This is a genomic window from Pseudomonas sp. 05L36, from assembly GCF_056398125.1.
Genome location: NZ_JBFTOU010000036.1, coordinates 20,807 through 40,051, shown reverse-complemented (window position 1 = coordinate 40,051; position 19,245 = coordinate 20,807). Strand labels below are relative to the sequence as shown.

The window sequence follows — 19,245 nt, the reverse complement described above, 5'->3', positions numbered from 1 at the left end:
TTTATAACTCAACTCGCCTTTTTCGACCTGATCGACGACCGACAATTTAAAGGTCAGCGTGTAATCACGCTGACTGCGCCTTTCTCCCGCGTTCATTACTCCCTCCTGAGAATGGGTCAGAAGGTGTAAACCTTATTCAGGACGGAACATTGAGTACAAACCAGGGCCCTCGCGGGCCCTTTTTATTGCTCGGACTTTATTCGGAGCCAATCTTTACTTGATCACTTATAAGCTGGGCAAGTATCCGCACCGGTTCGGTAAAGCTCTGTCTAGATCTGTGCACGAGCCCGATATCACGGTGGAAGGTGTGCTGTCCGAGATCGAGCGCTCGTACACCTACGGGCCATTCCTGATGGGTTGCTGTCTGCGGCACCAGCGCTACACCAACGCCATTGGCCACTAGCTTGATGATCGCCTCTAGTTCATCCAGCTCGCAAACCTCCCGCAAGGTGAAATGCATGTGCCGAAGGAAGCGATCCACCTGCCTGCCCCCGAAGGATGATCGGTCGTACCGAATGAATGGTTGGCTTGAAAGTAGTTCTGACCAATCTTCTCCCGGCACGTCGCGCGGAACGATCAGCCGGTAGGGCTCAAGCGCCAAGGTCGTCCAGCGTAGATCGCTTTGAAGCGAGAAGGGCGGGCGAATAATTGCCGCCATGTCGATTTCGCCGGCATCCACGAGGTTGACCAACTCCATCGATAGCCCCGGGATTACGCGGCTTCGGCATTGCGGGCATTGTTGGTGAAACTTGGCTAGTGCATCTGGAAGATAGGAGCGCTGTACGGAAGCGATAGCACCGATGTTCACCAGAACGCTCGCAGGAAGTCCGACCGTGGTGGAGCCCAGATTGTCGTAAAGCCGAAGCAGCTCTTGCGCTTGCAGGAGTATTTGATGGCCCATCCTGTTTAGGTGGGCTGAGCGTCCCTTCCTGTCGAATATCTCAAAGCCGAGCTCGGCCTCCAGACGCTGAATCTGGGCGCTCACCGCTGCTTGGGTGAGGCCGATTTTATTCCCGGCAGCGGCAAACGTACCTTCCCGTGCAACGGCGATGAGTGTTTTGAGTTCTTTAATCATTCACAAATATTAATTGTGTTTCTAAGAAAATTATATTGATTTTTTTACTTTGTTGGCCGCCCTACGATGTGCCCATCCCCCGGCAACTGCCCGAGCCTATCAGCCGATGTCGGTGGGACGGCGGAACTTGAAGCGTCGCGAAAAACCAACGGCCAGCCTTCATACGCTCCGTCCTTCACCAACAAAAAAACTGTATTGGAGTTCTGATGAGCCTCTCGCCTTTCCACCTCGCAATCCCCGTTTACAACCTCGCTGGCGCACGCACATTTTACGGCGAAGTGTTCGGGCTGGAAGAAGGTCGTTCCAGCAACCAGTGGGTCGACTTCAACTTTTATGGCCACCAACTGGTTATTCACGAACACCCAAAAACCGCTTCCCAGGAAAGCGTCCATAGCAACCCGGTAGACGGCCACGACGTACCTGTTCCGCACTTCGGCATCATCCTGGGCTGGGAAGAATGGGAGGCGCTGGCCGAGCGCTTGAAGTCTTTCGGCACGGAGTTTGTGATCGAACCCTACATTCGTTTCAAAGGGCAGGTCGGCGAGCAAGCCACCATGTTCTTGTTCGACCCATGCGGTAATGCCCTTGAATTCAAGGCGTTCAAGGATATGAGCCAGCTCTTCGCAAAATAAGAAAAGTGTTGGCACAACAGCGTTGTGCCATTTGAACTCAAGTGAGCTGGAAGCTCATGACTCTAGCAACTGCCAGTTAACGCAGTCCTTTCATTCCAACAAGAAGGCTAGACATGAAACGTATTCCCTTGGTGTGGCAAATCATTGCCGGGCTGTTGCTTGGTGTGCTCGTCGGCTGGTACTTCAATACCCATCCGCAGTATCAATCGTGGGTTAGCGCGGAGATCCTGAAACCGCTTGGCGATATTTTCATCAAGATGATGAAGATGGTGGTTGTGCCGATCGTGTTTTGTTGCATGATCCTGGGCATCGCTGGAGGCGGAGATAACAAGTCATTTGGCCGTATGGGCATAAAGTCGCTGGGGTATTTTTTTGCGATCACCGGCTTGGCGATTGTGATGGGTCTGTGTTTCGCGAACATCTTCGAGCCTGGCACAGGGACTGATATTTCCGGTATTACGCATAGCGCTGCGTCCATCACGATGGAACCTTCGAAGGGCGCTCTCGTGATTGTGCAGAACATCGTCCCGGACAACGTATTTGTGGCAATGTCCGAAGCCAAGCTGTTGTCGGTGCTGTTCTTCGCCGTGTTGTTCGGCATGGCATTGAACTCGCTGCCCAGGGAGAAGAGCGCGCCAGTGGTCGCCGTGGTTCAGGGTATTTCCGATGCGATGTTCAAAGTCGTCTCAATCGTCATGGCGTACGCTCCTATAGGTGTATTTGGCATGATCGGCGCGACTGTTGCGACCTTTGGCTTTGCCTCGCTATTGCCCTTGCTCAAACTGATTGGTGTGGTCTACCTGGCACTGATTGTCTTTGCGTTGGTGGTTCTCGGCGGAATTTGCTATCTGATCGGCGAGAACATTTTCAAGCTGATCAAGTATTTCCGAAATGAGCTGATCCTTGCGTTCTCGAGTGCCGCATCCGCAGCGGTCATGCCGCAGTTGATGAGCAAACTGGAAAGCTATGGCGTTCCGCGCCGCATCGTCAGTTTTGTGGTGCCGGTGGGTTACGCATTCAATCTGGATGGCGCGTCGATTTTCCTTGGCGTGGCTACGATTTTTGTCGCTCAACTCTATGGGATCGACCTGTCGCTTTCTCAGCAGATTCTGCTGGTGGTCACGATGGTGCTGACTTCCAAAGGTGCTGCCGGTGTACCTGGATTTGCCATCATTATTTTGTCTGCGACGTTGGCGTCAGCCGGTCTTCCATTGGAAGGGGTAGCGCTTATCGCGGGGATCTTCAGGATTATCGATAGCGGAACAACCACGCTGAACGTGTTGGGTAATGCGATTGCACCATTGGTTATCGCCAAATGGGAAAAGGCAGCCCTTGAGCCTTCGAGAGCTGAGCGGGTAGCACAGAAAGCATAGTTACCCATGAGGAGCCATCGGCCATCAAAAGCCTTTGGCCCTTCTTGTTTTCTTGGTTCAACAATAAATTTTTATGTCTGTTCTCTTTGCCGGGCTCTGAGTTGTGCAGTTGGATTTTTTCTTAACTGTATCGATTCGGGTTTCCGAGTTTTGCTGCCGATTATTAATAAAAAATAAGGTGCTTTATGTGCAAAGAATCCTTTCTCGATTCACACCGTAAGTTTGCTTTGTTTTGTGCGGTTTTACTCGCTTGCTTCCTAACCGTGGGAAATGCTCAGGCCGTTTCAGGTAACACTGTTCAATCGCTCCAGTTGACCCATTCTGCGGTGGCAGTGCCTGATCGTTATGCGGCCGAAACCGCCAAAGCCATCTTCGCCAAAGGTGGCAACGCCATCGATGCGGCGGTGGCCATTGCATTCACGCTAGCCGTTACCTATCCGGAAGCGGGGAACATTGGCGGTGGTGGGTTTATGACGATCTATCACGAGGGTAAACCTTACTTTCTTGACTACCGCGAGCGGGCACCGCTCAAGGCGACCAGGGACATGTTCGTCACCGGCGCAGGCCATGTGATCCCTGCTGATAGCACCCAAAGCAGCGTGCTTGGCTACAAAGCCGTGGGCGTGCCAGGCACGGTCGCCGGCTTGTGGGAAGCCCATCAGCGTCTTGGAAAGCTCAGCTGGCAGGCGCTGGTCGAGCCGGCAATTCGCTATGCAGATGCAGGCTTTCGAGTTGATGAAATGCTAGCCGGTTTGGCGGCAACGGAAAACCAACAGCGATTCGCTGGAAAAACCAATTTCTCTGAGCATTTTGGTACGTTGCAGTCGGGCATGATCTTTAAGCAGCCTGAACTGGCAGCGGTATTGAAGCGAATCGCGAAGCACGGCGCTGCAGGTTTCTATTGCGGCAAGACAGCCGAACTGATCGTCGCTGATATGACAGAGCATGGCGGACTTATCAGCGAAGCCGACCTGCGGAACTACAAGGCAATTTGGCGAGAGCCGATACAGGCAAACTGGAATGGCTTCCAAGTGGTGACCGCGCCACCGCCCAGCTCCGGTGGGATCGCTCTGGTTCAGCTATTGAAGATGAAAGAAGCTCGAAACGCGGATTTTAGTGGCGTGCCGCTGAATTCACCAGAGTACATTCATCTGGTCGCAGAAATCGAAAAGCGAGTGTTTGCCGACCGAGCTCACTACCTGGGCGATCCCGATTTCTACAAGGTTCCGGTAAGACAGCTGCTGGATCATAATTACCTACTGCGGCGTGCAGCAGAAGTGAGTGTTTCGGCACCCTCAGACACCAGCAAAGTAGTCGCAGGTTTGAACATTACCTTCCCGGAAAAACCGGAAACGACTCATTTTTCAATTGTCGACAAATGGGGGAACGCGGTATCGAACACCTACACATTGAATGGCTTCTTCGGGTCTGGAGTGGTTGCCAGTAAAACCGGAATACTGCTCAACGATGAGATGGATGACTTCTCTGCCCTTGCCGGAGTGCCCAATCAGATGGGGGTTGTCGGTAATGACACCAATGCGATTGAGCCCGGAAAGAGACCACTTTCCTCGATGTCTCCGACCATCTTCCTGAAGGACGGGAAGGTCGCGTTGGTCATCGGCACGCCGGGTGGCCCTAGAATTTTTACGTCGATCTTTCAGGTGGTGAGCAATATCTATGACTTCAAATTGCCGCTAAAGGATGCGGTTGGCGCGATGCGCTTTCATCATCAATTGCTGCCAGCAAATACCATTTTCTGGGAGCCTTACTCTCCGATCACAGGGCGATTGGCCAGAGATCTCGACGCTAAGGGCTATAACCTAATCAACCAGGGCTTCAATGGTGATATTCAGGCGATCAAGGTGAATGGCGGTATCCCGGAACCGGTGACAGACCCGAGGGGCAGGGGAGTAACGATGCTGGTCAAATAATTCGTCATTTCCAAACAAATAATTCGATCTGAGCAACAGTTTCCGTTTCCATCGTCGGGCACTGAGGTGAGGCTTGGTGATTTGAGGGATGGAAGAAAGCTAGATCGGGAAAACGTCTATAGACAACCGGTCTAGTTTTCTGTGGGCTATCCACCCTATGAAGAAACCTATTCAAGACATGCGGCAGCACATCATCGATGTAGCGAAGTCGCTGATGACCCATAAAGGTTACTGAGTTTGTTCCTTTGAAGGCTTCGCCTATCTCAAAAATTTGCTGACGCGGCTGCCGACGCAGCAAGCGAATGAGATCGTCCAACTGCTGCCTCATTAATGTGAGCCAGCCCATCGAACACAAAGTCATTGAGGCAATAGAATCTAAAACTAGGCCAGAGATTCAAACTGATCGTCATCGACCGCAGAGCGCCTGAACTCTAAGATCGTACTCTCATGCACCGCTCCCCATTCCCGCATCGCACTGACCAAAGGCGCAAGTGTGTTGCCTAATTCTGTGAGCGAATACTCCACCTTGGGCGGCACTTCGCGATAGATTTCGCGATGGATAACTCTGTCTGTCTCCAGCTCTCTCAACTGAAGGGTGAGCATCCTCTGAGTCACATCCGGAATTAACCGGCGCAACTCGTTGAACCGCTTTGTTCCGGACATCAGGTGGAACAGTATGAGCGATTTCCATTTCCCGCCGATCACATCAACGGTAAACGCGACGGGGCAAGCAAACGCTTCAACTTCTCCCTGAGGAGCGCATTTCTTCACTGGGTATCTCCATGGTATAAAAAATGTGCCTACAGCACAAAATTGTGCGTACTTACGTAAAGATGCTGTGGACGTTAGCATGATTCCATATTAACCACTATGGAATCCGCCAGATGAGCTTGTTGCTATCCCCCCATGAAATTAAAGGCCTGAAACTGAAAAACCGGGTCGTTATGTCCCCTATGTGCATGCACATGGCCGCTGATGATGGCTTTGTCACTGACTGGCACCGAGTTCATTATGGTGCTCGAGCTTTAGGTCAGGCGGGGCTGATTTTTCCAGAAACGCTGGCTATCGAGGCTGATGCTCGTATAGGGGCCGGTGACTTGGGTATCTGGAGCGATGAGCATATTGGCGGCCTGAAGGCGCTGACTGAACTGCTCCACGGCTTTGGGGCAAAAGCTGGCGCTCAAATTGGCCATGCCGGGCGCAATGCCGATTTGCCTAATCTCATTCATATCGCTCCGTCGGCGATTCCCTTCACGGATACCAGCCCTGTTCCCCGCGAACTCGCAGCTGATGAAATTCCGGGTTTGGTAAAGCTATATGGCGATGCCGCACGGCGCGCCCGCGAAGCGGGATTCGATGTGCTCGAGATCCACGCCGCGCATGGCTACTTGCTTAGTGAGTTTCTCTCGCCACTAGCCAACATGCGCGACGACGAATATGGAGGTGATGCCAAGCGTCGCTATCGCTTCCTGCGCGAAGTTTTGGAAGAGGTTAAAACTCACTGGGAAGATCGTCCTCTGTTCGTACGGATATCCAGCTCTGATTACACCGAAGGCGGAAACACGCCTGAGTCGTTCCTTGAATATGGTCGCTGGATGAAAGAGCAGGGTGTTGACCTGATCGACTGCAGCTCCGGCGGAATCAAGATGGTCAAGGTGCAGACCTACCCGGGGTACCAGGTACCGGCCGCTGAATTACTGCGTAAGGAGTTGCATATTGCTACAGGTGCTGTGGGTGTGATTCAGAGTGGGCGTCAGGCCGAAGAAATCTTGCAAAACGGCCGCGCTGATCTGGTGTTTGTAGGGCGACAAATGCTGCGTGATCCATTCTGGGTTCGCACCGCTGCAGATGATCTGAAGGAAGTCATAGAGAGTCCTGACGCCTACACGCGTTATGGATCTGTCTGGCTTGATACCAAAGCCTGAAGCTTTTTTTGCATAAATCAAATCAGTGATCAATAGCAACCCAATGAAGCAGGAGTAAAAACATGAGCAAACCGACTTACGTACAAGAATACCAAGCCATCACCGAGGTGCTGAACAAGTACATTGAGGGCTGCAAGCAGGCCAAAAGCAGCATCATGAAGCCAGCTTTCAGTGAGCAAGCGACCATGTTTAGCGTCGATGGCGACGGTAAGCTGGCCGGCGGCGCGATTCCAATCCTGTTCGATGGGATCGACACGGGTTTCCGCCCGTCTCCTGACGCACCGGCCGCTATAGCCCGCATCGAGGTTGTCGGTACGGCGGCTAGCGCTCGCATCGACGCCAACGACATGTCAGGCATCTCCTTCACCGACTTTTTCCATCTGTTGAAAGTCGATGGCGAGTGGAAAGTCGTCAGCAAGATCTTCCATACCCACGTAGCGCATTGAACCTCTGTCCTCCTTGGGTAGGCACGGATGAGGCTTCCCAGCATGCCTGCTGTGTTTTTGTTTGCAGACGAGCGGCGCTGGAACTGTGCGTCCGGCATACGACCTTCAAGTCGTTGTCTTCCACTGCCTGAGTGAAGACGCAACAAAAATACGAAGTAGCTCGCTATTTAAAACGATGCACTCACTCAGGTAATACAGAGGAAAGATCATGAAAACCCTCACATCCGCTCTGGCCCTTACCGCTGCGACCCTGTCCCTTGGTAGTGCTTTTGCAGCCAGCCAGCCCGGCGTTGAACACAACACCGCAAAATTCTTGCAATCCCTTGAAGGCGGTAAGACGCTCGACTCCATGACGCCGGTCGAGGCCCGCGCCGCGCTGGTGGCCGCCCAGGCTGCCCCCCAAGTGGCCTTGCCGGCAGCTGATGTCAGCGTGATGACGATACGCGTCAACGGCAGCGATCTGAAGTTGACCATCGTGCGTCCGGTCGGTACCCAACAGAAGACCCTGCCCGTGTTCATGTATTTCCACGGCGGCGGCTGGGTGCTGGGCGACTTCCCGACCCACGAACGTCTGGTGCGTGACCTAGTAGTAGGTTCGGGTGCGGTGGCGGTCTTCGTCAACTACAGCCTCTCGCCAGAGGCAGCATACGGCGTCGCTACCGATCAAGCCTATGCCGCGACAAAATGGGTGGCCGAACATGGTAAAGAGATCATGGTAGACGGCACGCGCCTCGCCGTAGCTGGCAACAGCGCAGGTGGGAACATCGCCGCTGTAGTTGCCTTGATGGCCAACGAGAAGGGTGGGCCCACACTGCGTTCGCAAGTGTTGCTGTGTCCGGTGACAGATGCCAATTTCGACACTCCGTCGTACAAGGAATTTGCCAACGGCTATTTCCTGACGAAGGACTTGATGGTGTGGTTCTGGGACAACTACACACACGACGCCGAGGCACGCAAACAGATTTACGCTTCTCCACTGCAGGCCACTACCGAGCAGCTGAAGGGCTTGCCGCCGACGCTGATCCAGACTGCAGAATTCGATGTCCTGCGCGATGAAGCTGAAGCGTACGGCCGCAAGCTCGACGCTGCGGGTGTGCCTGTGAAGTCGGTACGCTACAACGGCATGATTCACGATTTTGGGCTTTCGAACGCATTCAGCCATCTGCCGGCGCCCCGCACCGCGATCGAGCAGGCATCTCAAGAACTCAAGAACAACCTGAGCGAGTAACTTCAAAAAAAGAACCCGCAGGTTACGGTGGAACTGTGGGAGTTATTACTGGAAACACATCGTTCATTTCATTGCGAAGCTACAGTAGCATCAAAGTTTTTCGGAACACCCACTGTGCTTTTTGCAGTTGAGCATAAACTAATAATCGCATTACTTATTAAATTAAGAGTGAGAAAATGAAAATTACTTCTATCAAGAGTTTGTTTTTTGTCGCCCTGATTTCGAGCTTTGGCGCGATTGCTCAAGCAGAAAACCTACCTGGCGACCCACAAGTTATCAGTAGTAAAACAATGAACAAACCTGCGTACGTAGACGAATACCAAGCTATCACTGAGGTGCTGAACAAGTACATTGAGGGCTGCAGGCAGGCCAAGAGCAGCATCATGAAGCCCGCGTTCAACGAACATGCAACGATGTACAGCGTCGGCGCCGATGGCAAGTTGTCCGGGGGCGCGATTCCAATCCTGTTCGATGGGATCGACAAGGATTTCCGCCCATCTCCTCACGCAAAGGCTGCTATTACCCGCATAGAGATCGTCGGTACTGCCGCTAGTGCTCGCATCGACGCCAACGATATGTCAGGCGTCTCCTTCACCGACTTCTTTCATCTGCTGAAAGTCGAAGGCAAGTGGACTGTGGTTAGCAAGATTTTCCAAACGCATGTAGCGCCTTAATTACTTGGGTCGTCCGGCGGCTTTGTGCTTGACTAGGGATTCTTCGCTGAAACCCTTCGATCACAGCTATCGACTTTAGTTAGTGGAGTCGGTATTCAATCGCCGGATGACCCAGTCCCTTTCTTGATCTTACGAGATTTTGATTACTACCTTGCCAAAGGCGCCCCTGGCCAAGTGCTCATACGCTTGGCGTGCTTGATCAAATGGATACACGTGGTCGATTACCGGGCGAATCTTGTGCTCATTCAAGAATTCGTTCATGCGATCAAATGAGGAGCGAGGAGCAACCGCGATGCCACGAATCGTCGTTTGCCGGAAGATCAAAGGCATCAGGTTCAGCGCAGAGGTTTGGCCGGTAAGGAAGCCGATCTGTGCGATACGTCCTCCTGCCTTTGTCGCTGCAACCGACTGATTGATGCCGTCCCCACCTGCCACATCCAGGAGGAGATCGACCCCCTTGCCGTCAGTGAGCTTCAGTACTTCCTCTGCCCACTCAGGGCTAGTGCGATAATTTATACCCGCAACAGCACCCAGTTTTTTCACAGCTTGCAGATTGTCATCTCGACTGGAGGTGACGATAACTTTAGCGCCAAGTGCCGTTGCAATTTGTGTTGCGAATACAGAAACACCTCCTGAGCCCTGAACCAGAACGGTTTGGCCTGCCTCGATCTGGCCGAAATCAACGAGCGCATACCATGCCGTCAGAGCAGCAATTGGAAGGGTCGCAGCTTCCTCATCTGACATGTTGTCGGGAGCACGTACCGCGCTGTCTTCATGGATAATCATGTACTCCGCCAGCCCACCCGGCAATGGCGAGCCGAAGCAGTAGTTGGGCTCATCTGGCCCAGGCATGCCATCCAACCAACGTGAGTAAAGGTGTGAGTTAACTCGATCTCCGATAGAGAAGCGGCTGACGCCATCACCGACTGCCACGACAGTACCTGCTGCGTCGCTTACAGGGATTAGCGGCTGGGGCACCATATGAGGCTCATAGATGCCGTCAACGATAGCCTTGTCCCGGAAGTTGAGCGATACAGCCCCCACTTTTACCAGCAGTTCTCCAGCTTTGGGCACGGGTGTCTCAGCTTCCCCCTGCACAAGATTGTCCAATCCGAAATCTTTCAGAAGCCACGCTTTCATTTTCAGTCTCCAGCAATTTTGAATGTGCAGGGGAGGAAAGCTCCTCCCTTACGCTGAGGACATTGTTGAGATTTCGCGGCACTAGATAAATGTGCAGAAACCAACAGGATTGTTATCCTGATCAGCAACAATCATCCAGTTATCATGTTTCCCGAGAAAGAGACTCATGGAGCTTCTACAGTCGATGCAGGTATTCGCCAAGCTGGCTGAGTTGGGAAGCTTCACCAAAGTCGCGGAGGCAATGCAGGCAGGACGCCCGCACGTCACACGCACCATTCAGGATCTGGAAGCTTCGCTGGGTGTACGGCTGTTCCAACGCACTACCCGTAAAGTGAAACTGACTGCTGAGGGCGAGCGGTTTTATGAGCGCGTCAAAGAGATTTTGGCAACAATCGCAGAAGCCACTTCCATGTTCGATCGTAGCGGATCGACGTTGCGGGGACGGCTTCGCATTGACATCCCCACTGCATTTTCCCAGCACAGCTTCATGGAAAGCCTGAGAAGATTTACGGAGGCATTTCCCGAAATCGAGCTTGCGCTGGGCGTGACCGACCGTGCGGTAGATCTCGTAGCCGAGGGCATCGACTGTGCATTGCGAATCGGTGACCTCCCGGACTCAAGCATGGTAGCTAGAGAAATTGGTACCGCCACCATGGTGACCTGTGCGTCTCCAGGTTATCTCCAAGCCTGCGGGGTACCCAGAACCCTAAACGATCTAGCAGACCATCGATGTGTCAGCTTCCTTTCTGGTCAGAATCACAGACCGCTGCCTTGGCATTTCTCGGTAGACGGTGAAGATCGTCCACATTCTCCTCATGGTGGTATCACCGTGAATGAGTCGAATGCCTACGTTCAATGCGGTGTTGCAGGCTTCGGCATTATTCAAGCGCCGGGAATTACCGTTGAGACTTTCCTCGAAAGCGGAGAACTGGTTGAAGTGCTCGGGGCATTTCGTCCCCAGCCTCGCCTGGTTTCTGTCCTGTATCCAAGCAGAACGCACCTTGCACCTCAGGTGGATGCATTTGTGGGTTGGCTAAAGGAACATTTTCCTGTGCTGCACCCTAGCTGGTTCAAATCTCACTAAACTGCATTTGTATGTCGATTCGGCAACAGAGGTGGTTTTTAGCCGTAAGATTTATTGGGTGGACGATTATCGATCCCTGTGTAACTGGCAGTAATCGAACCGATCGTTTGCTCATGGTCTTAAGAAAAACATTGGCAATTGCGGAAGTAATGGATAGCAGAGCACGGCTCCGCGACCGTCGAGTCTTGGCTGACCAAGTGATTTCTGGGGTGAGTACAAGAAAGGGCCCATCGAGGGCCCCATTCCGTTAAGCGCTATGAAGCTATCCCACATGAAGCCCATGCCCAAAGCCCGCAAAAGCGGGCCTTGGGTTACCGACCAGACTTACGATTGGCGTGCAGTCAACGCCGAGTAGCTGTTCATCAAGTTGCGATAGTTCGGAATACGCTGGGACAGGAGGTTACCCAGACCTTCGATGTCGTTGCGCCAGTCGCGCTGCAGCTCACAGGCCACCGAGAACCAGTTCATCATTTGAGCACCGGCCCGTGTCATGCGGTTCCACGCTGCCTGTTGCACAGTAGTGTTGAACGTGCCGGAAGAGTCGGTCACCACGAACACGTCAAAACCTTCTGCCAGTGCCGACAGGGTAGGGAACGCTACGCAAACGTCCGTGACTACACCGGCAATGATCAACTGCTTGCGACCGGTGGCCTTGATTGCCTTGACGAAATCTTCGTTGTCCCAGGCATTGATCTGACCAGGTCGAGCGATGTAAGGCGCGTCAGGAAACATCTCCTTCAGCTCCGGCACCAATGGGCCATTTGGGCCTTGTTCAAAACTGGTGGTGAGAATAGTCGGCAGCTCGAAAAACTTGGCTACGTCTGCCAGGGCCAACACGTTGTTCTTGAACTCGTTGGGCGTGAAATCCTGAACCAGGGAAATCAGACCGGTTTGGTGGTCGACCAGCAGAACTACAGCGTCGTCTTTGTTCAAGCGGTTGTAGGTAGCGTTGCTCATGATGAAGTCCTTTTGATGTGAGTGAATGTTGTCGTTCAACATGGGGCTCAGATTAAGGATTTGGATGGTGCGGAAAAAGCAGGTGAAATGCGTTTGACTGTCAACTGAGATGAGACAACTCAAAGCGTTTTGGCTTTGGAGGTGGCTTGGTCTAATCGCTACTTCGGGCCGCCGAGGCCCGGCGAGAGTTAATCCATAGCGTCTTAACCGAGATGCCAGGCGGTCAGCAGTTTTTGTGGACGAAAAAAAGCCCGCGATGGGGAGGGCGGGCTGGGAATCACAAAAGGAGCTAGATCTACCGTACGCCAACGGATGTGAAAGTATTGTAAGACGAGCTAGCTACTCTAGGGCAAATGTATGAAGTCAACTGCGTGGCGCACCATGCTCTACCATCGCTCGCCATTCCTGCACGCTTGGCCTTTCTTGAATCTGGTTATACCAGGCCCAAAGCTGTCTTTCAGGATGAGCTCATTCCGGCGTCATCAGCACCGTAAGCGTCCGCGGAACACACCTTGCCTGGTTAAACGGTCGCCCATTTATGCAGCCGCCAAGAGCGCTTGCCGGAGCGTCGCGACAAGCGGCTTGGGGTCGTCCTTGCGCCAGATGGCATAGACCCTGACCCGTGAAGGAAACCAGGGCAGCTCGCGAAATATGACGCTATCTGCAAGAAAATCCCGAAGACTCGCCTGGACAAAGGTAATGCCCAAACCTGAGGCCACCAGCCGCAGGGCTGCCAGCAGGTCATCCGCCTCTACCTTGATGTCAGGCAAGAAACCGCAAGCGGAACAGTTCTCAAGAAAACGCTGGCGGGCCGCAGGATTTTTTGACCGGGCCAAGGCAACCCAACGCTCCCCGTTCAAGTCTTGAGGAGCAATGCTCGCTTGCGTGGCCATAGCATGTCTTTTTTCCAGAACAAGCAGTAGCGCTTCGCTTGAAACCTCCATGGACTCTATGTCTGCGCTCTCAGGAACTGAATAAACCAGCCCGAAATCGAGCGCTCTACCGAGCAGGGCCTCGGATTGTTCTGAGGAGCCCATGGGGCGGAGTTCGAAGGTAGCAGCCTGATGGCCTGATTGCAGACCCGCAAGGGCACGCGGTAATACATTGGAGTGCATGGCCGCTTCGACATAACCCACGGCAATATGGCCTGTCTCACCAAGAGCGATACTGCGCGCCACTGCTTCGACTTCAGATGCATGGGCGACCAGGCTGCGCGCCTCCTGATGGAAAAGACGTCCTTCGTCAGTCAGGCGCATGCGCTGACGTGCGCGTTCGAACAACCTCAGGCCAAGCTGCGCTTCAAGCTGAATGATTTGCCGACTCAAAGGCGACTGCGAGATATGTAGACGGCTGGCGGCTTGACCGACATTTTCAGTTTCAGCGACAGCGATAAACGCAACAAGCAATCGAAGATCTAAGGTCATGTGAATCGGGTCTCAAGTCATGCAGAACGCGTCTTGGACCAGAATAGTATTTTTTGCAATTATCCGTGAACTGTTTAAACGACGAACGCCTTGAAGGGGATATACATATGCAGTTCATCACGCTTTCGCGTCGAGTCTCGGAGCGTTTTTCTGACGCGGATTTTGCGCCTCATCTCGAAGCCGAAGCACAGCGTGCCAGGGCTCTCTATCTGGAGGGATTTATCCGCAACATCTGGCACCGGGGTGACATGGGTGGCGCCTGCCTACTGGTTGAAGCCGAAAACGAGGCTGCCGTTCGGGAAAAGCTGGCAACGCTGCCACTGGTAAATTCCGGGATGCTGGAAGTTACTTCTGTTGTACCGTTGAAACCTTATGGTGGATTTGGCCCAAGAATCCAGTAACCGCTCTTCGTCCGATAATATTTCGTACAGAGCCCAAGGAGGCACTCGATGCAATTCGTCAAACCAGGGTATGCGTCCGGGCCTCCCGTCTTGCGTCACTGAACCGGTTGCCACCTATGCGGCAGCAGCTGCGCAATATCACTTGTAGTGGTCTAATTTCCCCGGACACCTCGATAAGTGGAAAATGCATCTATCGAGGAGTTTTTCATGACCGACAAACGCAGGACATTCGACGACAGCTTCAAGCTGCAAGTCGTGAAGATGATCAAGGACCAGGGGCTGACTGTTCCGCAGGTCTGCCGCGATCTGAATATTGGTGAGACAGCCGTCCGGCGCTGGGTGCAGCAGTACGAGGCTGAGCAATTGGGGCAGCCCGGGATTGGTAAACCGCTAACCGCCGAACAGCAGCGTATCCGGCAGCTGGAGCAGGAAAACCGCCAGCTCAAGATGGTCAACCGATCAGCCCTGTGATCGGGGCGGTCACGATCGTGCTGTTGCTCGCCGGTTACGGAGTCGGCTTTGTTGTCTGGCTGGGTCGGGCAAGGGTGTACCTTGAAACCATCTTTCTGAGCTTGACGGCGTTCTTGCTGATGGTCCCGACCGTCTCGGAGACGTTGCGTCGAGTCCCCGATGGCCACCCCATCGTCACTGACCCGAATTCGCCATTGCTCAAAGGTGCGCTGGGTTGTATAGCCCTTGCGCTCGTTGTTGGCGTGGCGGCTCAGGTGTTCGCTCTGCGAAAAGACGGCGCGCGCCTGCGCAAAATCGTCCCGCTCAGCGGTTCGTCTGCATCCCGCCAGGCCAAAGCGTCGCGCTTGGCGAAGATGCTTGCCATTTGCGCCGCGTTCTCGGTTCCCCAGGTGCATAGCGGGATGATCGCATCAGCCAGACTACGGCCGAGGGGGGTCAGCGTGTAATCCACGCGCGGGGGCACTTCCTTGTAGTCGGTCCGTGCAAGCACCTGATCGGCTTCCAGATCCTTCAACTGCTGGATCAGCACCTTGTCGCTGACTCCAGGGATCAAACGCTTGAGCTCGCCATAGCGTTTCGGGCCGCCGCGCAGGAAAAACAGGACCAGCGGTTTCCACTTGCCCGAGATGATGCGTAGCGTGGCGTTGAGCCCGCAACCGGTGTCGCAGATTTCAGATGTCGTCGTCATTTTTTGATACTTACCAAAAGGTGCATACTTGTCCTTAGGTTATCAGCGCTGCATCCTCGTCTCAAGCAAGCAATTTCCTGCTTGGGTACAACGCCAACGAAGGATGCACGTCATGACCAGACTGAATGGAAAGACCGCCGTGATCACCGGCGGTGCTACCGGTATCGGCCTCGCCGCAGCGAAGCGCTTCATCGAGGAAGGCGCCTTCGTCTTCATCTTCGGCCGCCGCCAGGAAGCGCTCGACGCCGCCGTGGCCGAGCTCGGGCCCAATGCCCGTGCGGTGAAGGGCTCGGTCTCCGATCAGGCCGACCTCGACCGACTCTACGCGGCGGTGAAGGTCGAGCGCGGAACCCTCGACATCGTCTTCGCCAATGCCGGGGCGGGAAGCCCGCTTGCGCTCGGCAAGATCACCGCCGAGCACATTGACGAAACCTTCGAGACCAACGTGAAGGGCTTGATCTTCACGGTCCAGAAGGCGCTGCCGCTGATGGGGCAGGGCGGTTCGATCATCCTGACCGGATCGAGCGCCGGCACCACGGGCGCCCCGGCATTCAGCGTCTACAGCGCAAGCAAGGCGGCAGTGCGCAACCTCGCGCGGACCTGGGCGGAGGACCTGAAGGGCACCGGCATCCGGGTCAACGTGCTGTCACCCGGACCGACGGCGACCGAACTCGCGAAGGCAGCGCTAGGCGAGGAAGGCATGAAGGTCTTCGCCGCGATGAATCCGCTCCAGCGCATGGCCGATCCGGCGGAGATCGGAGCGGCGGCCGCGTTTCTCGCATCGCAAGACAGCAGCTTCATGACCGCCAGTGAGGTCGCCGTCGACGGCGGTCTGGCGCAAATCTGATTCGCTACGCCCGAGCGGTCACTCCATTCCATCTTCGGAGCCCGCAGGGCGTGGTCAACCCCAGGAGAATATTATGAGCTACGCAATTATCGGCTTCGGCAAACTCGGCCAGGCGCTTGCCAAGGCGTTTGCCCGCAAAGGCATCGAAGTATCCGTTGCAACCACGCGCGACCCGGAAAGTTTTGCTGCCGATGCGGCCGCGATCGGACCCTCGATCATCCCCAAAAAACTGGTGGAAGCGCTCACGGCGGACATCATCTTTTTGGCTGTCCGTTTCGAGTCGCACCGGGATGTCGCGAAGGCGCTGCCGACCTGGAAGGGCAAGACCCTCATCGATGTGACCAATGCCTACGGCGTGCCCCCTGAGGAACTGGGAGGGCAGCCTTCTTCCAAGGTCGTCGCGCAGGCCTTCACGGGTGCAAGACTGGTAAAGGGCTTCAACCATTTGGTCGCTGGCGTTCTTGATCAGGACCCGGCCGTACAGGGTGGCAGGAGAGTCGTGTTCCTGGCGAGCGATGACGACGCCGCCGCAGCGGAGATTGGTACGCTGGCGGAAAATCTCGGTTTCTCGCCGATCAAACTGGGCGGGCTTTCGGAAGGTGGACTGCTTGTGCAGGCGCGCGGAAACAGCTGGGGTCAGCTGATCTTTAAGGACTTGGTCAAGTTCGACTGATGGATCGTGATCGTCAATTTTGATGCGAGGCTGCCTCGTGGAAAAGGGCCGCCACAGTCTGATTGAAGTGAGGGCGACGCCGGCTTCAGGTCCTCGCTGACAGGCCCGCAACTTATACGATTGGATAAGTGCCAAATGCGCCGTGACAGGGCGCGTTTGCCGCCTTGTTCATCCCCCGCTCTCAGGAAAGATGCAACCGCCATTGCGGACCAGCGCTTTCACTTCCTCGCTCACCTGCATCGGGTTTTGAATTAATCGAGCCACAAACTCCTCACGGCGCCGCACGTACGACTTCGAATCATGCTTCGCGCTCCAGAGCACAATGTTGATCACAATGGGAATGAGGTCCAGGCCCTTCTCGGTCAACGTGTAAAAGTCCTTGCGCCTGTCGTCGGGGCTGGGCGCCTTCGAGAGAACGCCTTGCTTCTCAAGAAAGGCAAGTCGCGAAGCAAGCACATTGGTCGCGATTCCCTCTTCCGATTTCAGGAAATCGCCATACGTCTTCTTTCCCACAAAAACGATGTCGCGAATGATCAAGAGCGACCAGCGGTCGCCGAAAATCTCCACGCCGTAGTTCACCGCGCAATGGGACCGAAAGTCTTCTTTAAGAGTTGTCTTCATGGCTGGATCTTAGCATCGCTTGCATGTCGCAAGTAAAACTCAGTAGATCGCTTGCTTTTTGCAAGTGAAGCGCCCAGCATGGATCGCACGTTGGATGAGTTCGCCGGATCGCACCAGCAGCCTTGGAATGATCTACCCCATACCTGCAAGGAAACCGCGCATGAGCACTATCAGCATTATTGGCTCAGGTGACATGGCCGCAGCGATCGGCGGCCTTGCCGCCAAAGCCGGACACACCGTCGAGGTGATGAGTCGTGACGCCGCCAAGGCGCGGGCGCTGACCGAGCAGATCGGAGCAGGTGCCACGACAGGAACTTACGGCGCCGCCCTGGCTGGGGATATTGTCATCCTGGCGGTTCCCTACTCCGTCGTTCTCGACGTGGTGAAGCAATACGGCGAAGCACTGGCAGGCAAACTTCTTGTCGACATCACCAACCCCGTCGCCCCCGACTTCACAAGCTTTGTGACCCCTCAGGACAGTTTCGGTGCACAGGAGATCGCCAACGCCGCCCCTACCGACGCCGAAGTCGTCAAGGCGTTCAGCACCCATTTCGCGATCGGCATCAGCCTTCCCGGCTTAGCGCACGCGCACCAGCGCGTCTCGTATCACTCTGCTCGGAAGGGCCAATAACATGCTCGTTTTCGTCACTGGCGGCACCGGCCACGTCGGTTCGTACGTCATCCCCGACCTCATCGCAGCCGGCCACGAGGTCGTCGCTCTGGCAAGGTCAGACGCGTCCGCGTCAGCGGCGTTCGCGCTCGGCGCCAAGGTGCGTCGTGGAGATCTTGCCGACCTCGAAGGGCTCAAGGCGGCGGCGGTCGAGTCCGACGGCGTCATCCACCTCGGATACAGGGCCGAACTGCTTCCGTCCGGCGGGATCGCCGCCTTAGTCGAATCGGAACTCGCGACCGTCCTCGCGTTCGGCGAGGCGCTGGCGGGCACGGATAAGCCACTGGTCGTTGCAGGCAGTATCGGCACGCCCATGAACGTGGGCAGGGCGGCGCCTATCGGCGCACCGGTCAGTCTGGGCCGACCGGCGACCGAGGATGATCCCGCTCTACCTGGCGGCCCGATCGATTCAGGCACTCTGTTGGCACGCAATATCGTGGAAACCGCCGTCGTGGGTCTCGCCGAGCGAGGTGTTAGATCGTCGGTCGTGCGGATTCCCATACTCTTACACAGTGCGACCGGTCGCCTGCAGCTGATCATGCTCGCGAAAACAAAGGGTTTCGCCGGCTATCCGGGAGACGGCAAGAACCGGTGGCCCGCCGTGCACGTCCGCGATCTTGCCTCTCTGTTCCGCCTGGCGCTCGAGAAGGGGGCCGCAGGCAAAACCTGGCACGCGATCGGCGACGAGGGAATCCCGTTCCGCGAGATCGCCGAGGCTATAGCCGCTCGCCTGGGAATACCCGCCGTGAGCATCCCCGCGGACGAACTGATGCTGCCGGGCTACTTTGGGTTCCTGGCGGCAGTGGCCACGCTAGACCTCCCCGCGTCGAACGCCATCACCCGCCAGGCTCTTGGCTGGGATCCCGTTCAGCCCGGTCTGATCGAGGACCTGGACAACGGCCATTACTTTGCGCCGACTGACTTGAGCTGACGGCGGGGCGCTGGATCGTTAATGCGCCCGGCACATTCCGCTAGCACCTTTTCC

Annotated in this window: 20 protein-coding genes and 3 pseudogenes; 16 read left to right on the top strand and 7 right to left on the bottom strand. The window is 55.1% G+C overall.

Annotated elements, in window-relative coordinates:
* Positions 1–196: 196 nt before the first annotated feature.
* Entirely contained in the window at positions 197–1,075 is an 879-nt protein-coding gene (locus AC1DKH_RS27380) for a LysR family transcriptional regulator (protein WP_477756932.1), read from the bottom strand.
* Between the two features lie 206 nt (positions 1,076–1,281).
* Here AC1DKH_RS27380 and AC1DKH_RS27375 point away from each other — a divergent pair, with 206 nt between their 5' ends.
* The 5 genes and pseudogenes from AC1DKH_RS27375 to AC1DKH_RS27355 all read left to right on the top strand — a co-directional run bounded on the left by AC1DKH_RS27375 (position 1,282) and on the right by AC1DKH_RS27355 (position 5,342).
* Positions 1,282–1,707: a VOC family protein gene (locus AC1DKH_RS27375; protein ID WP_046054868.1), complete on the top strand. Its 426-nt coding sequence runs from the start codon at positions 1,282–1,284 to the stop codon at positions 1,705–1,707.
* Positions 1,708–1,820: 113 nt separating this feature from the next.
* Positions 1,821–3,080 (top strand): cation:dicarboxylate symporter family transporter, encoded by a 1,260-nt coding sequence (locus AC1DKH_RS27370; RefSeq protein ID WP_477799899.1) that lies wholly within the window; start codon positions 1,821–1,823, stop codon positions 3,078–3,080.
* A gap of 185 nt (positions 3,081–3,265) precedes the next feature.
* Positions 3,266–5,011: a gamma-glutamyltransferase gene (ggt, locus tag AC1DKH_RS27365; RefSeq protein WP_477799898.1), complete on the top strand. Its 1,746-nt coding sequence runs from the start codon at positions 3,266–3,268 to the stop codon at positions 5,009–5,011.
* Positions 5,012–5,168: 157 nt separating this feature from the next.
* Positions 5,169–5,243: pseudogene (locus AC1DKH_RS27360) on the top strand (TetR/AcrR family transcriptional regulator); the annotation flags it as partial.
* Positions 5,244–5,282: 39 nt separating this feature from the next.
* The gene (locus tag AC1DKH_RS27355) at positions 5,283–5,342 is read left to right on the top strand and encodes a hypothetical protein (protein ID WP_477755554.1); all 60 of its coding nucleotides are present in this window, start codon (positions 5,283–5,285) and stop codon (positions 5,340–5,342) included.
* A 50-nt stretch (positions 5,343–5,392) separates the two neighbouring features.
* On the opposite strand, the gene AC1DKH_RS27350 is transcribed toward AC1DKH_RS27355, so the two are convergent.
* Positions 5,393–5,782 carry a winged helix-turn-helix transcriptional regulator gene (locus AC1DKH_RS27350; RefSeq protein WP_477755549.1) on the bottom strand — a complete coding sequence of 130 codons (390 nt, stop codon included), beginning with the start codon at positions 5,780–5,782 and terminating at the stop codon, positions 5,393–5,395.
* Positions 5,783–5,895: 113 nt separating this feature from the next.
* On the opposite strand from AC1DKH_RS27350, the gene namA reads away from it, so the two are divergent.
* The 4 genes from namA (at position 5,896) to AC1DKH_RS27330 (ending at position 9,284) form a co-directional block, all read left to right on the top strand.
* Positions 5,896–6,936, top strand: a complete 1,041-nt coding sequence (gene namA / locus AC1DKH_RS27345; protein ID WP_477799897.1) for an NADPH dehydrogenase NamA — start codon at positions 5,896–5,898, stop codon at positions 6,934–6,936.
* Between the two features lie 62 nt (positions 6,937–6,998).
* Complete coding sequence (locus AC1DKH_RS27340) at positions 6,999–7,382, top strand: nuclear transport factor 2 family protein (RefSeq protein WP_477755547.1); 384 nt, start codon at positions 6,999–7,001, stop codon at positions 7,380–7,382.
* Between the two features lie 208 nt (positions 7,383–7,590).
* Positions 7,591–8,610, top strand: coding sequence for an alpha/beta hydrolase (locus AC1DKH_RS27335; protein WP_477799896.1), 1,020 nt, complete (start codon positions 7,591–7,593; stop codon positions 8,608–8,610).
* Between the two features lie 290 nt (positions 8,611–8,900).
* The gene (locus tag AC1DKH_RS27330; RefSeq protein ID WP_477799901.1) at positions 8,901–9,284 is read left to right on the top strand and encodes a nuclear transport factor 2 family protein; all 384 of its coding nucleotides are present in this window, start codon (positions 8,901–8,903) and stop codon (positions 9,282–9,284) included.
* Positions 9,285–9,413: 129 nt separating this feature from the next.
* Here AC1DKH_RS27330 and AC1DKH_RS27325 read toward each other — a convergent pair whose 3' ends face one another.
* A complete protein-coding gene (locus AC1DKH_RS27325; RefSeq protein WP_477799895.1) occupies positions 9,414–10,424 on the bottom strand; it encodes a zinc-dependent alcohol dehydrogenase family protein in 1,011 nt (336 codons plus the stop codon).
* Between the two features lie 184 nt (positions 10,425–10,608).
* Here AC1DKH_RS27325 and AC1DKH_RS27320 point away from each other — a divergent pair, with 184 nt between their 5' ends.
* On the top strand, positions 10,609–11,508 hold the full coding sequence (locus AC1DKH_RS27320) for a LysR family transcriptional regulator (protein ID WP_477799900.1): 900 nt from the start codon (positions 10,609–10,611) through the stop codon (positions 11,506–11,508).
* Positions 11,509–11,832: 324 nt separating this feature from the next.
* On the opposite strand, the gene ycaC is transcribed toward AC1DKH_RS27320, so the two are convergent.
* Positions 11,833–12,465, bottom strand: a complete 633-nt coding sequence (gene ycaC, locus AC1DKH_RS27315; RefSeq protein WP_477756836.1) for an isochorismate family cysteine hydrolase YcaC — start codon at positions 12,463–12,465, stop codon at positions 11,833–11,835.
* Positions 12,466–13,001: 536 nt separating this feature from the next.
* Positions 13,002–13,889, bottom strand: a complete 888-nt coding sequence (locus tag AC1DKH_RS27310; RefSeq protein WP_477799894.1) for a LysR family transcriptional regulator — start codon at positions 13,887–13,889, stop codon at positions 13,002–13,004.
* Positions 13,890–13,996: 107 nt separating this feature from the next.
* On the opposite strand from AC1DKH_RS27310, the gene AC1DKH_RS27305 reads away from it, so the two are divergent.
* Both AC1DKH_RS27305 and AC1DKH_RS27300 read left to right on the top strand, forming a co-directional pair.
* The gene (locus AC1DKH_RS27305) at positions 13,997–14,290 is read left to right on the top strand and encodes a muconolactone Delta-isomerase family protein (RefSeq protein ID WP_477754389.1); all 294 of its coding nucleotides are present in this window, start codon (positions 13,997–13,999) and stop codon (positions 14,288–14,290) included.
* A gap of 207 nt (positions 14,291–14,497) precedes the next feature.
* Positions 14,498–14,746, top strand: a pseudogene (locus tag AC1DKH_RS27300) (transposase); the annotation flags it as partial.
* Between the two features lie 346 nt (positions 14,747–15,092).
* Here the strand turns inward: AC1DKH_RS27300 and AC1DKH_RS27295 are convergent.
* Positions 15,093–15,449 (bottom strand): annotated as a pseudogene (locus AC1DKH_RS27295) (winged helix-turn-helix transcriptional regulator); the annotation flags it as partial.
* Between the two features lie 112 nt (positions 15,450–15,561).
* Here AC1DKH_RS27295 and AC1DKH_RS27290 point away from each other — a divergent pair.
* Together AC1DKH_RS27290 and AC1DKH_RS27285 are read left to right on the top strand one after the other, a co-directional pair.
* A complete protein-coding gene (locus AC1DKH_RS27290; protein WP_477754387.1) occupies positions 15,562–16,296 on the top strand; it encodes an SDR family NAD(P)-dependent oxidoreductase in 735 nt (244 codons plus the stop codon).
* Between the two features lie 73 nt (positions 16,297–16,369).
* On the top strand, positions 16,370–16,969 hold the full coding sequence (locus tag AC1DKH_RS27285) for an NADPH-dependent F420 reductase (protein WP_477799893.1): 600 nt from the start codon (positions 16,370–16,372) through the stop codon (positions 16,967–16,969).
* Between the two features lie 168 nt (positions 16,970–17,137).
* Here AC1DKH_RS27285 and AC1DKH_RS27280 read toward each other — a convergent pair whose 3' ends face one another.
* On the bottom strand, positions 17,138–17,590 hold the full coding sequence (locus AC1DKH_RS27280) for a winged helix-turn-helix transcriptional regulator (protein ID WP_477799892.1): 453 nt from the start codon (positions 17,588–17,590) through the stop codon (positions 17,138–17,140).
* A 160-nt stretch (positions 17,591–17,750) separates the two neighbouring features.
* Between AC1DKH_RS27280 and AC1DKH_RS27275 the strand changes: the two genes are divergently transcribed.
* Both AC1DKH_RS27275 and AC1DKH_RS27270 read left to right on the top strand, forming a co-directional pair.
* Complete coding sequence (locus AC1DKH_RS27275; RefSeq protein ID WP_477799891.1) at positions 17,751–18,221, top strand: NADPH-dependent F420 reductase; 471 nt, start codon at positions 17,751–17,753, stop codon at positions 18,219–18,221.
* A 1-nt stretch (position 18,222) separates the two neighbouring features.
* Positions 18,223–19,191: an SDR family oxidoreductase gene (locus tag AC1DKH_RS27270; RefSeq protein WP_477799890.1), complete on the top strand. Its 969-nt coding sequence runs from the start codon at positions 18,223–18,225 to the stop codon at positions 19,189–19,191.
* The last annotated feature ends 54 nt before the right edge of the window (positions 19,192–19,245 follow it).